This window comes from Bacillus sp. FSL R5-0434 (assembly GCF_038004745.1).
GTDB lineage: Bacteria > Bacillota > Bacilli > Bacillales > Bacillaceae > Bacillus > Bacillus halotolerans.
In genome coordinates, this window is record NZ_JBBORV010000001.1 from 1,455,704 (window position 1) to 1,469,838 (window position 14,135).

Annotated in this window: 12 protein-coding genes and 1 pseudogene; 7 read left to right on the plus strand and 6 right to left on the minus strand. The window is 41.7% G+C overall.

Features of this window, described 5'->3' with window-relative positions:
* The first annotated feature begins 103 nt into the window (after positions 1–103).
* Positions 104–2,224 carry a peptidoglycan D,D-transpeptidase FtsI family protein gene (locus tag NYE43_RS07600; RefSeq protein ID WP_341061469.1) on the plus strand — a complete coding sequence of 707 codons (2,121 nt, stop codon included), beginning with the start codon at positions 104–106 and terminating at the stop codon, positions 2,222–2,224.
* 162 nt (positions 2,225–2,386) lie between these two features.
* Positions 2,387–4,207 (plus strand): sporulation histidine kinase KinA, encoded by a 1,821-nt coding sequence (kinA, locus tag NYE43_RS07605; protein ID WP_024121207.1) that lies wholly within the window; start codon positions 2,387–2,389, stop codon positions 4,205–4,207.
* Positions 4,208–4,216: 9 nt separating this feature from the next.
* Here the strand turns inward: kinA and NYE43_RS07610 are convergent.
* Both NYE43_RS07610 and NYE43_RS07615 read right to left on the minus strand, forming a co-directional pair.
* Positions 4,217–5,400, minus strand: a pseudogene (locus tag NYE43_RS07610) (aminotransferase A).
* A 201-nt stretch (positions 5,401–5,601) separates the two neighbouring features.
* Complete coding sequence (locus NYE43_RS07615; RefSeq protein WP_003238943.1) at positions 5,602–5,763, minus strand: hypothetical protein; 162 nt, start codon at positions 5,761–5,763, stop codon at positions 5,602–5,604.
* A 207-nt stretch (positions 5,764–5,970) separates the two neighbouring features.
* On the opposite strand from NYE43_RS07615, the gene cheV reads away from it, so the two are divergent.
* Positions 5,971–6,882: a chemotaxis protein CheV gene (cheV, locus tag NYE43_RS07620; protein WP_024121210.1), complete on the plus strand. Its 912-nt coding sequence runs from the start codon at positions 5,971–5,973 to the stop codon at positions 6,880–6,882.
* A 42-nt stretch (positions 6,883–6,924) separates the two neighbouring features.
* On the opposite strand, the gene NYE43_RS07625 is transcribed toward cheV, so the two are convergent.
* The 4 genes from NYE43_RS07625 to NYE43_RS07640 all read right to left on the minus strand — a co-directional run bounded on the left by NYE43_RS07625 (position 6,925) and on the right by NYE43_RS07640 (position 10,295).
* The gene (locus tag NYE43_RS07625; RefSeq protein ID WP_024121211.1) at positions 6,925–7,389 is read right to left on the minus strand and encodes a YkyB family protein; all 465 of its coding nucleotides are present in this window, start codon (positions 7,387–7,389) and stop codon (positions 6,925–6,927) included.
* 125 nt (positions 7,390–7,514) lie between these two features.
* Complete coding sequence (locus NYE43_RS07630) at positions 7,515–8,807, minus strand: MFS transporter (protein ID WP_024121212.1); 1,293 nt, start codon at positions 8,805–8,807, stop codon at positions 7,515–7,517.
* Between the two features lie 75 nt (positions 8,808–8,882).
* Positions 8,883–9,377 (minus strand): L,D-transpeptidase family protein, encoded by a 495-nt coding sequence (locus NYE43_RS07635; protein WP_081638296.1) that lies wholly within the window; start codon positions 9,375–9,377, stop codon positions 8,883–8,885.
* Positions 9,378–9,434: 57 nt separating this feature from the next.
* On the minus strand, positions 9,435–10,295 hold the full coding sequence (locus tag NYE43_RS07640) for a metallophosphoesterase (protein WP_024121214.1): 861 nt from the start codon (positions 10,293–10,295) through the stop codon (positions 9,435–9,437).
* Positions 10,296–10,439: 144 nt separating this feature from the next.
* Between NYE43_RS07640 and fadH the strand changes: the two genes are divergently transcribed.
* The 4 genes from fadH to NYE43_RS07660 all read left to right on the plus strand — a co-directional run bounded on the left by fadH (position 10,440) and on the right by NYE43_RS07660 (position 14,077).
* Positions 10,440–11,204 (plus strand): 2,4-dienoyl-CoA reductase, encoded by a 765-nt coding sequence (gene fadH, locus NYE43_RS07645; RefSeq protein WP_024121215.1) that lies wholly within the window; start codon positions 10,440–10,442, stop codon positions 11,202–11,204.
* 63 nt (positions 11,205–11,267) lie between these two features.
* On the plus strand, positions 11,268–12,491 hold the full coding sequence (locus NYE43_RS07650; RefSeq protein WP_024121218.1) for an EAL domain-containing protein: 1,224 nt from the start codon (positions 11,268–11,270) through the stop codon (positions 12,489–12,491).
* Between the two features lie 247 nt (positions 12,492–12,738).
* Positions 12,739–13,647 (plus strand): manganese catalase family protein, encoded by a 909-nt coding sequence (locus tag NYE43_RS07655; RefSeq protein ID WP_103671621.1) that lies wholly within the window; start codon positions 12,739–12,741, stop codon positions 13,645–13,647.
* 190 nt (positions 13,648–13,837) lie between these two features.
* Complete coding sequence (locus tag NYE43_RS07660) at positions 13,838–14,077, plus strand: YkuJ family protein (protein WP_003218671.1); 240 nt, start codon at positions 13,838–13,840, stop codon at positions 14,075–14,077.
* Positions 14,078–14,135: the final 58 nt, after the last annotated feature.

Here is a 14,135-nt window from a genome sequence, read left to right on the forward strand (position 1 = left end):
CAACTTTTTTTATCCCTTTTCGCTGTAACAACTATTACAAAGGTGTTACAATTAAAAACAGTATATGTAAATATATTGAATGATTTGAGAGGGGTAACCAGAAGTGACTGAAATAGGACGTGAACCAAAGAAAAAGCGAAAAGGAAGCAGAGCAATCAGAATGAATCTGTATTTCCTGGCGGTCTTTGTTCTATTTACTGCATTAATCTTTAAGCTTGGCGTTGTTCAAATTGTCGAAGGCGAACAGCATGAAGAAAACGCTGAGAAAGCTAATGCGAAAACAGCGTATTATCCAGCGCCTCGGGGAAAGATGTATGACAGAAACGAGAAAGTGGCTGTTGATAACCAGAGCGTTCCGGAAATTGTGTATGTCTCAACATCAAGCACAAAAACAAAGGACAAAATCAAAACAGCTAAACGGCTTGCCGCTTTGATCGATATTGATACCGAATTTTTAAAGGATAGAGATTTACGTGATTACTGGCTCGCTTCTCATCCAAAAAAAGCTCTCAACCTGTTAAAGGAATCTGAAAGCAATCTGAAGGGGACACAGGCTTACAAGCTTCAAGTTGAACGCGTCCCGGCTGAAGAATTGAAGGCCATCCAGCGGGATGACGAAGAAATGCAAACCGCGGCCATATACACAAGATTTTCAAGCGGGAATGCGTATGAACCTCAGATTGTAAAAGCGATGGACCCAAATGACAGCAATGGCAACGGCAAAAATGGATCATTGCTTGATGAAAAGAAAAACTCCTCGCAAAGACCGAAAAATGATTTAACATATGATGAAATTTCTATTGTGTCTGAGCATTTAGAAGAGCTGCCGGGGATAGATGTCGTAAACGATTGGACACGAAAATACCCTTATGACAAAACACTTTATTCCGTTTTTGGAGGTGTCACAACACCTGATCAAGGGCTGCTCAGCGACCGGAAAGACTTTTATGTTACGAGAGGCTATGCGAGTAATGACAGAGTCGGCAAAAGTTATTTGGAGTATCAATATGAGGACTATTTAAATTCTCATAAAGAAAAAGTGGAATACGTGGAAGACAATAAAGGAAATGTCGTCAGCCAGAAAACAATCGACAAAGGCAGCAGGGGCTATGATCTTCGGCTTTCATTTGACATGGAGCTGCAGGCAAAGATAGAAAAGATTGTGGAAGAAGAAGTGAGAAATAGCCGCGCGCGCGGAAACTATATGCTTGACCGGGCATTTGTTGTGATGATGGATCCGAATAACGGCGATATTTTGTCGATGGCAGGAAAAAAGATAGATTTAGAAACAAATAAGATTCAAGATTATGCGATCGGTGCTTTTACAACCCAATATGAAATGGGATCAGCTGTTAAGGGTGCAACCGTTCTCGCGGGCTATCAGGATGGGATTCCGCATTATAAATATTTCGTTGATACACCTCTGTATTTTGCAGGAAATAATAAGCCTAAGAAATCCTATATGAACATGGGAACCATCAATGAATTAACGGCTTTGCAAAAAAGTTCAAACGTATATATGTTTAATGTTGCTATGCATATAGCTGGAGTAACGTATAAGCCGCATGGACCGCTTCCTGCTGATCAGAAGGATCTGCTCAAAATGAGAAATTACTACAGCCAGTTTGGCTTGGGCGTAAAGACAGGCATTGATCTGCCGCAGGAATCTGCCGGTATGCAGACGACACCTGATGCCGTAGGGGGACTAATTTTAGACTTGGCCATCGGTCAATATGATACATATACACCGCTTCAGATGGCACAGTACATTTCGGCAATCGCAAATGGCGGATACCGCATACAGCCTAGAATCGTCACAAGTATCCATAAACCCAGCAGTAAAGAGGAGCTTGGAAAAACAATTGAGCAAAGAAAGCCCAACATCCTGAATAAAATCAATAATACGGATAGTGATATTCAGCAAGTAAAAACTGGAATGAAATTAGTTACAACTTCGGGGACCGCTAAAAATACTTTTACAGAAGACGTGTCTGGAAAAACGGGAACAGCGGAAACATTTTACTACGGCACAAATCAAAATTGGTGGGGAAAAAGGACATACAATCTAACATTTGTCGGCTATTACCCATCGAAAAATCCAAAAGTTGCATTTAGTGTGGTTGTACCTTCAGTAGCAAACGATCACGATCCGATCAATAAGTTAATCGCCAAAAGAGCCATACACGCTTACGCAGAGCTCGAAAAGAAAAATAGCGAAAAATAAAAAACAGGGTGCACATCTGACAGATTGTGTGCCCTTTCTTTTCCTCAAAAATTAGAGATCACTATAAGAATAGAAGGAGAATACTCATTTTCTAGCGAATCATACTAGGTAAAAGTCAATCTGTAAATGTCGAACATGATAATCATGCAAAGGAGGGATTCTGTGGAACAGGATACGCAGTATGTTAAGCCATTTCAAACGAAAACCGATATTCATGCAGTCTTGGCTTCTAATGGACGCATCATTTATATATCAGCCAACTCCAAACTGTATCTGGGTTATCTTCAGGGAGAAATGATCGGATCATTCCTCAAGACATTTCTGCATGAGGAAGACCAATTTTTAGTTGAAAGCTATTTTTATAATGAACATCATCTGATGCCGTGCACCTTTCGTTTCATTAAAAAAGATCATACGATTGTATGGGTGGAGGCTGCAGTAGAAATTGTGACGACGAGAGCTGAGCGGACGGAACGGGAAATCATTTTGAAAATGAAGATTCTCGAAGAAGAGTCCGGGCATCAGCCTCTTACCTGCGAAAAACATGAAATTGAGCCTGCGAACCCGGAATCAACTACATATATAACGGATGATTATGAGCGGCTAGTTGAAAATCTTCCAAGCCCGCTATGCATCAGTGTCAGCGGCAAAATCGTCTATGTAAACAGCGCGATGCTTTCCATGCTGGGAGCAAAAAGCAAGGATGCTGTTATTGGCAAATGGTCCTATGAATTTATTGAGGAAGAGTATCATGATATCGTGAAAAACAGAATTATACGAATGCAAAAAGGAATGGAAGTCGGAATGATTGAACAGACGTGGAAAAGGCTTGATGGCACACCTGTTCATTTAGAAGTGAAAGCGTCCCCGACCGTCTACAAAAACCAGCAGGCTGAACTGCTTCTGCTAATCGATATCTCTTCAAGGAAAAAATTCCAAACCATCCTGCAAAAAAGCCGTGAACGATATCAGCTGCTGATTCAAAATTCAATCGATACTATTGCTGTGATTCATAATGGGAAATGGGTGTTTATGAATGAGTCGGGAATTTCGCTGTTTGAAGCGGCGACCTATGAGGATTTAATCGGCAAAAATATATACGATCAGCTCCACCCTTGCGATCATGAGGACGTGAAAGAGAGAATCCAAAACATTGCCGAGCAAAAAACAGAATCGGAAATCGTTAAGCAATCATGGTTTACCTTTCAGAACAGGGTCATCTACACGGAAATGGTCTGCATTCCGACGACCTTTTTCGGTGAAGCGGCTGTCCAAGTCATTCTGCGTGATATTTCTGAGAGAAAACAAACAGAGGAACTCATGCTTAAATCAGAAAAATTATCTATCGCAGGACAGCTCGCAGCGGGAATCGCGCATGAGATCCGCAATCCGCTGACCGCGATTAAAGGGTTTTTACAGCTGATGAAACCGACGATGGAAGGAAATGAACATTATTTTGACATTGTATTCTCTGAGCTCAGCCGAATTGAATTAATACTCAGTGAACTGCTGATGCTGGCAAAGCCCCAGCAGAATGCCGTGAAAGAGCATTTGAACTTGAAAAAACTAATCGGTGAAGTCTCTGCGCTGCTGGAAACCCAGGCGAATTTAAACGGGATTTTCATCAGAACCCGTTATGAGAAAGACAGCATTTATATAAACGGGGACCAAAATCAGCTGAAGCAGGTATTCATTAATTTAATAAAAAATGCAGTAGAATCTATGCCTGACGGAGGCACTGTAGACATTATCGTAACAGAGGATAAGCATTCTGTTCATGTTACCGTCAAGGACGAAGGGGAGGGCATACCTGAAAAGGTGCTCAACCGTATTGGAGAACCATTTTTAACGACAAAAGAAAAGGGAACAGGGCTCGGGCTGATGGTAACATTTAATATCATTGAGAATCATCAAGGCGTTATCCATGTAGACAGCCAGCCGGATAAAGGCACAGCGTTTAAAATCTCATTTCCAAAAAAATAAAACAACGGCTTAAACGCCGTTGTTTATATCGTCTGCATCGATTCCCTTTTCTTTAGTACAAATAATTCTAAACGATCTAATCCTTCTCTTAATGTGTCCAGCGAGTATGCAAAAGACAGCCTTACATATCCTTCACCAAACGCTGAGAACGAGCTGCCAGGCACAAGCGCTACACCAGCGTCCTCCAAAAGAGCCATACTAAAGTCAAACGAAGACATCCCAAAGGATTTAATAGAAGGAAAAATATAAAATGCGCCAGACGGTTTTACGACATCAAGACCCATCGACACGAGGCGGTCATACACATAATCGAGCCGTTTTTTGTACTGCTCTCTCATGATCAGGGCGTCGTCAAATCCGTTAGTCACAGCTTCAAGCGCTGCCTTTTGAGAAATAGAGGACGCACATGACACATTGTATTGATGAACCTTTAAAATGTGTTTTGCTATGTCTTTCGGAGCGAATAAAAATCCGATTCTCCATCCCGTCATGCTGTGGGACTTTGACAAGCCGTTAATGACAATGGTTTGATCCCGCAAATGTGTTGCAATCGAATGGTGCGGTCTGTCATATGTTAATTCGCTGTATATTTCGTCTGACAATACGAAGACATTTCTGCCTTTTAATAGAGCCGCGATGCTTTTCAGCTCTTCTTCAGATAATGTCACACCGGTAGGGTTTGACGGATAAGGAAGCACGACACACTTGGTATTGGGAGTCAGAGCTTCTTCAATCAGCCGGGCTGTGAGTTTAAACCCGTGAGACGTCGTGTCAACAATGACAGGCTTGGCACCGCATAAATTGATAATAGGTTCATAACCCGGGTATATCGGACCTGGCATAATGACTTCATCGCCGGGAGACAGAATGGTGCGGAATGCTGCATCAATGGCTTGGCTCGCTCCTGTTGTGATCATTATTTCGCTTTCAGCTTCATAGTTGAAGTCTGCTTTTTTCTTCATATAAAGCTGAACAGCTTGTCTCAATTCCAGGTAGCCGGCATTTGGAGTGTATGACGTAACGTTGTCATCAATGGCTTTTTTTGCGGCAGCTTTCACATGATGCGGCGTGAAAAAATCAGGCTGGCCGATCGTAAGTGAAATGACATTTTCGTGTTGAGATACAAGATTTGAGAATTTGCGTATTCCTGAAATTTCAATCTCTCTGGCTTTCGGATTCAGCAAATGTTCCATAATTCATCACCTTAATATATATAATGAGTTTCTCCTATTTTACCACTAGCTGGCCATTTGTCACCTTTTTAACCGATATATTTCGATTGTATGCGCCTATTTACTAAACATACCTTCCTTCTCAGAAAAAAAGAAGACAACCAGCGATTTGATTGTCTTTATTGTATCATGTTCTATTATTGTTTATATGTGCCAATTTCATCAATAACCATAGTCAAAATGAAGGTCTTCGTGCCAAATCATGTACGGGGGATGCTCTTCTTGAAGATCAGCAGATTCTTTCTTCATATGAAGATAAGTCTCTTCACTGATATCCTCTAAAACAGTCATTTCATTTTCTTTAAATATTACTAAAGTACCCATTATTTACACCCTTCTTTGGAAAAATCCTTGACTATTTTATCACTGTCATTTGGAAAGTCAATGGTCATTAGGAAAAAAGTTTCTTTTTTTTTGGTTATCAGCATAACTGTCGCCAGAATAGGATTTTGAAGAGCCTCACCATTCATTTTTTATAATTTTCGCCGATATATACAGTACAATACTGAATGCGAATAGCGAGGGATTGAATTGTCGTTACAACAATACGAAATTTTATTGGATTCTGGTACAAATGAATTAGAAATTGTGAAGTTTGGCGTTGGTGGCAATGCTTTCGGCATTAACGTCATGAAAGTGAGAGAGATTATTCAGCCTGTCGAGGTCACATCAGTGCCTCACTCCCACCAGCATGTAGAAGGAATGATTAAACTAAGAGGAGAAATTCTCCCAGTCATCAGCCTGTTTTCCTTTTTCGGGGTGGAGCCTGAGGGATCAAAAGACGAGAAGTATATCGTAACTGAATTTAATAAGCGAAAAATTGTTTTCCATGTCGGGTCTGTTTCTCAAATTCACAGGGTTTCATGGGAAGCAATTGAAAAACCGACTTCTCTAAATCAAGGAATGGAGCGGCACCTCACAGGGATTATCAAACTGGAAGAAACGATGATCTTTTTGCCTGATTATGAAAAAATCATCTATGATATCGAATCAGACTCAGGTGTTGATACGTACAATATGCATACCGAGGGCTTTGATGAAAGAAGAACTGATAAAAAGCTTATCATTGTAGAAGACTCACCGCTTCTGATGCGCCTTTTAAAAGATGAATTAACCGAAGCTGGATACAACAATATTACAGCGTTTGAGAATGGAAAAGATGCATATGACTATATCATGAACCTTACCGAAAGCGGCAATGATTTAACAGAACAAATCGATATGATCATCAGTGATATTGAAATGCCGAAAATGGACGGACACAGGCTGACAAAGCTGCTTAAAGACAATCCGAAGAGTTCTGATGTGCCGATAATGATTTTCTCATCATTAATTACAGATGATTTGCGTCACCGGGGAGAAGTGGTCGGCGCCGATGAGCAAATCAGCAAGCCGGAAATCAGCGATCTGATTAAAAAAGTGGATACGTATGTGATCGATTAATAAAAAAAAGCCGGATGCCATAAGTGGCATCGGCTTTTTTTATTAAAAATAACTCTCGCCGAGTTTCTTAAAGACAGGCTTATGATAAGCGGGCTGCTGGCGATTCGTCACAAGCGGCTTTTCTTTCATGCCGACGTATTTTTGCAATAGGTGTTTTGCTTTTGTTAAAGACATTTGAGCTTTTGGATTTCGGTACGACTGATTAAGTGTACCTAAATGCGGAAGATGTTCGAAGTCTTCTTTAGTTGGAGGCATGTGAAAATAGTAGTCTCCGATTGAGATAAGCACGTCCGATTGCTGTTGGCTGAACCTTGGATTTTTTGAAAAATGAAGCCCTATTTTCTTTCCTTTACCTTCTTTGACAAGCTTTTGCAAAGCCCGTTTTTTCAGCAGATATAGGTATTTAGGGTTGGGGGCGGTTTTTGCATGGCGGTTCACAGTGTAAACTGCTTTTGAAAGATTTTCTACGGTTGGCTGCAGATCTTTCGAGTATGCATGGTCGTCCATTATTTCTCTCCTTTGCTCTTATCAAATTTCTTATGATTAGATTATACTTTTTTAAGGTTGAAATGCAAATATTGAATGCAAAAATGCGCTTTTTCTATGGAAAAAAAGCGCATTTTCAACTTATATTATACAGATTTTGCTTTCTTTTTCGGCTGAGCCTGAAATGTTTCCTGTACATTCACTTCCACAGCCTGCGCACTGTATTTTGGCAGTGCGACAAAATAGAAAATGAAAACAGCTAAGATGAAAACGCCCATGCCGTAATACAGATAATCGATGTTTGATACAAACTTAGGGAATAACAGCGCCACTAAGCCAAGTGTCAAAGACTGCGCAAACATCATAAAAGGATCTTGCCAGCCGCTTACACGTCCCATCAGCTTCGGATGGACAATCTTAGGCATCCATCCCCCAATGGCGATGTTTACCGGACCGATGCACATCCCCAGTATAAAAGTAGTCGCGTAGTACACCCATAAAACTTTGGTGTAGCCAAGGACAAAAATCAGCAAGCCCGCAATTAAAATCGGCACCGACATTAAAAAATGAGGCTTCACTTTTTTAGAGATTAACGTGCCGATCACACTTCCTGCCAAAAGCCCAAACCCGATTGCGATCGTAAAAACGGATGTATGCCATTCATAACGGTCGGGGGCCAGTCCATACTTCATTGTAAACATTGGCAATACTGCAAATCCTCCGTTCACAAAACCAAAAACAAAGAAACCGAAAATAAGAGAGGCCAGCAGCTTGTTTTTTAAAATGTAGACAATGCCTTCCTTAAAATCGTTTATCGAATCCTTGACGGAAGCTTGTCTCCAGTTAAATGTGCCGTTCGGCTGTCTGGCTTCTTTCGGAATCCGGCAGGTGCGGATAAGCAGGCCGGAAATAATAAAGCTGACAAAATCAAGAATAATCGCTCCATGAATTCCGATTGTGTTATACATAAAAGCACCGATTCCAACGCCAAATACCATAAAGATACTAAAAAGCATCTGATTAAGCCCAGCCGCTTTCGCATAATGCTCCTTCGGCAGGATGGCTTGTACTAAACTGTTTTCTGCAGGAAAGAAAAACTTGGTTACAGCGCTTCTGACAAACAAAATACAGAAAACAAGAGGAATATTGCCGGTAAATAAAGTGAAAAAAAGTACGACAGTCAGGGCGGCTCTGATCCAATCACAGTTTTCCGCGACTTTTTTTCTGTCAAACCGGTCCGCAACGACTCCCACAAGCAAAAACACAAATACTGTAGGAAGGGAATACATCAGTTCAGCCAAGGTTGTATAAGAAGGCTGGCTGCTGAAGCGGTCCAGCAAGAAAAAAGCAAATGCCATGTTGCCTACTGTCGTGCCCATTTGAGAAGCGAGTGCTGCGAAAAATAGACGAACAAAATTACGATTTTTAAATATATCCATAAAAACGCTCCTTACCCTAAAGGTCCCACTTTATCATATTATAAACCGCCTGTTTTTGAAACAAATAAGAAAACATTACCGGTTAATCATGACTCTTGTTCCGTTTGGCACAATTGAAGCGAGTTCTAGAACATCTTTGTTATGCATGCGGATACAGCCTTTAGACACAGCCTTGCCAATCGAAGCGGGATTATTCGTTCCGTGTATTCCATAGTGCTGCCTTGAAAGGCTCAGCCAATAAGCGCCAAATGGGCCGCCGGGATTGCGTTGGCGGTTAATAATATAGAACTCGCCAGTTGGTGTTTGTGTCAATATTTTACCGACGGCGATCGGATAAGTTTTTATTACCTGATTATTTTGGTACAAAGTAAGGGTTTTAGCCCCAATAGAGACTGCAATATGATATGGGATCGTATTTGGGTCCGGCAGACCGGGGATGACAATGCGCTGTCCGGCGATAACTCCTGATTGCAGCGAAGGGTTGGCTTGAATCAAAGCAGCGGTGCTGATTCTGAAATCGGCCGCGATGCTGGTGAGTGTATCGCCTTGTTTAATCTGGTACGTAAGCAGTTTCCTCATCCTCCCTTTTTTATTTATAAGTATTGATGAGGAACCCATTCTGCTACATTAAGTTGTGCTTTTTAATGTAAAGACTGTGATTTCAGGTTTAGCCAGAAATCGCAAAGGCAGTCTCGTCATCCCGAGGCCGCGGTTCACATAAATATGAGTGTCGCCTGTTTGGTACATTCCTTCGGTATAGACTTTTCCGTACGGAGGCGTAATAAGCGGTCCGTAGAAGGGCAGCTGGATCTGCCCGCCGTGTGTGTGTCCGGATAGCTGCAGATTGACAGGATATGTTTTTGTATTCAAGGCAGCATCAGGCTCATGGACGAGCAAAATGGAAAACAGCCTCTCGCTTAGTTTCGATAGGGTGCCTTCATAATCGGGCTTGCCGAGCATTAAATCATCGAGCGCAGCGATCTCAATTTCGCTGCCGTCTGTGAGCGCCAATTTTTGATAGGCGTTGCGGAATACCGTAAAACCTCCTGATGACATCAGGCTTTTATAAGCATCGGTTCCATAGCCGCCGTGATCATGATTGCCGTAAACACAAAACTTGCCGAAGGGTGCTTGCAGCTTTCTCAAAAAAGGAATCACTGCCTGATAATGTTGATACGTATCAGGGTTATCGATAATATCCCCGGTAAAAACAATTAAATCAGGCTTAGTTTCATTGATCGTCAGGATGACAGTTCTAAAGTCTTCAAGCGTAAAATAATCGCTTAAATGTGTATCACTGAACTGCACGATTTTAAAACCGTCAAATCCATGGGGAATGAGAGAGCTTTTAATCGTGTGTTTAGTAGTCTCAATCATATGCGGTTCCAGATAGCGGGCATAGCCATATCCCCCGCTGGCCGTTAAAACCCCGGCCGCAAAAACGCCGAGCGTTCCTTTTAAAAATTGTCTTCTGGACATCTTTTTCATTTCAAACCAACCTTTAGTAGAGTTTTTCTATTATATCACCTGTAACTTGAAAAAATCTCATCTCAGCATGTGCTGACAGCAGCTGGCATATAATGATAGAATAATATTGAATGAATACTCATTCATAACAGGAGGGATCATACAATGGAAAAAAAGGTTGTTATTATTACCGGCGGGTCAAGCGGCATGGGAAAAGCAATGGCAAAAAAACAGGCCGAATTAGGCTGGAATGTCATGATAACAGGGCGGAACCATGAAGCACTTGAAGAAACAAAAAAAGAAATTGAAACCTTTGAGGGCCAAGTTGCCTGTTTTCAAATGGATGTCCGTTCTGATTCTGGGGCAGCACAAATGGCTGCAGAAGTGTTACGTGTGTTTGGGCGTCTTGATGCACTTATTAATAATGCGGCCGGCAATTTTATTTGTCCGGCAGAAAAGCTCACGCCCAATGGATGGAAAGCGGTAATTGAGATTGTATTAAATGGTACGTTTTTTTGCAGCCAAGCCGCAGCCAAGCACTGGATTGAGCATCAGCAGAGGGGTGTTATTTTAAATATGGCCGCCACATATGCGTGGGGAGCGGGAGCGGGGGTTGTTCATTCCGCTGCGGCAAAAGCTGGCGTATTGTCGCTCACTAGAACTCTTGCCGTAGAGTGGGGCAGTCAATACGGAATCCGCACAAACGCGATTGCACCCGGTCCAATTGAACGAACAGGCGGTGCAGAGAAGCTATTTGAATCGGAAAAAGCGAAGGCCCGCACGCTGAACAGTGTGCCGCTCGGCCGTCTTGGCACACCCGAGGAAATCGCCGCTTTGGCCGCGTTTATGCTTTCTGATGAAGCGTCCTATATGAATGGGGAATGTGTCACTCTGGATGGGGGGCAATGGCTGAATCCTTATCCGTTTTAAAGCATATTAAACTTTGGATTCAATGTGGTATAATCAGACAAAGATAGAGAAGCAGGTGATAACATGTTGGATCCACTTGATATTTTAACGAACATTGATGATGTCCTCCCATATTACCAGGCGATCTTCAGTGCCGAGGAGCAGAAAATCGTCGGATATGAGGTGCTGGGACGTATATTGGCAGATTCAGAAATTCAAAGTCTCGGACCCTTTTTTTTAGATGCGGGGATACCCGAAGAATATAAATTAGAGGTTGATAACAGAATCATCCGTCAGGCTCTTGACCGCTTTTTAGAAGCGGATTCTGATCTGCTGATTTTTATGAATCAGGATGCCAATCTTTTAATGCTTGATCACGGCGAAAGCTTTCTTGAGCTTCTGAAAGAATATGAAGCGAGAGGGATCGAACTTCATCGTTTCGTGCTTGAAATTACGGAGCACAATTTTGAAGGGGACATTGAGCAGCTTTACCATATGCTTGCCTACTATCGTACATACGGAATCAAAATTGCAGTTGATAATATCGGAAAAGAAAGCAGCAATCTGGACAGAATTGCGCTGCTATCGCCAGATTTGTTAAAAATCGATTTACAGGCGCTGAAAATCTCACAGCCATCTCCGTCTTATGAGCATGTGCTGTACAGCATTTCATTATTAGCAAGAAAAATCGGTGCGGCGCTGCTTTACGAAGATATTGAGGCGAATTTTCAGCTTCAATACGCATGGAGAAACGGCGGCCGCTATTTTCAGGGCTATTATTTGGTGTCCCCGTCAGAAACGTTTTTAGAGAGAGATGTATTGAAGCGAAGACTTAAGACTGAATTTCACCAATTTATCACTCATGAGAAAAAGAAACTAGAAACCGTCTATGAGCACTCTGAACAGTTTTACAAACGGGTGCACCAAGCTGTTACATCATTGCGGAAAAACAGCCAGTCCCCGGATGATGATTTTATTAAAAAGCTGGCGGAAGAGCTGACGGATTGCAGCTTTAGAATTTATATCTGTGATGGAGAAGGCGATCAGCTGACTGGAAATGTTTTTAAACAAGACGGAGAATGGATTTATCAGCCGGAGTATACGGAGAAGAACTGGAGCTGGCGTCCTTATTTTCTGGAGAACATTATGAGAATGAGAAACCTCAGAAAAGGGTTTTTCAGTGATTTGTACAGCGATTTGGAAACAGGCGAAATGATCAGAACGTTTTCATATCCGATGGATGATCAAATATATTTATTTATAGACCTGCCGTATTCTTATTTATATGAGCAGGATGGATTGATTTAAACGGCTGAAGAGCCGTTTTTTTTATGAATTGAAAAAAATATCAAAAAACGATTGACATTGATACTGAGAATCATTATCATTTAATTATAGAGAGAAGCTACTCTCTGTTCCCCAACCCCTCTATCAGATCAAGATCCGAAAAGCTTGGCGCTACCCCCGCCAAGTTTTTTATTTGTCAACGAATAAGACAATCCATAGAAACAATAAACCTTATTAGTGGTAAACAACGGCACTAGGAGGTAAAAACATGTTCAAAAGGAGCAACAGACTGCTTATTGACCTTCCAACCCCAGAACATCCTGACCCAAATGCGGCAGCGGCGGTTCAAGAGCTGTTAGGCGGCAAATTTGGTGAAATGTCCACTCTCAATAATTATATGTTCCAGTCCTTTAACTTTCGCAGCAAGAAAAAATTAAAACCGTTTTACGATCTCGTATCAAGCATTACCGCTGAAGAATTCGGCCATGTTGAGCTTGTGTCTAATACGATATCCTTAATGCTGACAGGTTCGACATTTAAAGGTGATCCCGACGTTACACCGATGAGAGATGCAAAAAATAAACGAAATTCCCAGCATTTTATTGAAACGGCTCAAACGTCTTATCCGTTTGATTCGATGGGGAAAGCCTGGACCGGTGAAAATGTGTTTAACAGCGGAAATCTGGTGCTGGATTTGCTCCATAACTTTTTCCTGGAATGCGGCGCCCGAACTCACAAAATGAGAGTGTATGAAATGACTGATCATCCGGTGGCCAGAGAAATGATCGGTTATTTGCTCGTGCGCGGCGGCGTTCATATCGTGGCGTATGCCAAAGCGCTTGAGATTGCGACTGGCGTAAATATCGGCAAAATGCTTCCGATCCCGAACCTTGATAATAAACATTTTGATACAGCCAGAAAATTCGAAGAGCAGGGAATTCATACGAAGCTGTATACATTCAGTGATACGGATTACAAGGATATCAATAAAATCTGGAAAGGTGAGCATCCGATAGACGGCAGTGAGCTTCATGTCATTGAGGGGAGCCCTAAGGGAGCGCCCGTTCCTGATTTCAGAGAAGTGCCGGAGGAATTTGCTCCCGGGATTTCAAAAGAGGATTTTGACGAAATTGCAAAAAGGCTGTTGGATTCTGCCGGAATATCAAAAAAATCTTAATTGTGTGTATGACATTCCAAAAAAAGCCTCAAACTACGTAAAAATAGTTTTTTCACTTTTTTTCTTTTCTTAAATTCAGCTGGGAAAATGCCATCCTGTCCGACTTTATGGTATGATGCTCAATAGAACTTGTATTATAATAAATACTTGTTGATTTGAAGTTGTTTTTTGAAAGGAGTCTTTTTTTAGAATGTCACAATTAATGGGTATCATCACACGGCTGCAAAGTCTGCAAGAAACGGCGGAAGCGGCTAACGAGCCAATGCAGCGCTACTTCGAAGTAAATGGTGAGAAAATATGCAGTGTTAAATATTTCGAAAAAAATCAAACGTTTGAACTGACGGTTTTCCAAAAAGGTGAAAAGCCGAACACATATCCGTTTGATAATATCGACATGGTTTCAATCGAAATCTTTGAACTTCTGCAGTAAGACTCTTGATATAGGGGAAACAAGCTTTCGCTTTGCAGCATGTAATCGAAATAAACGG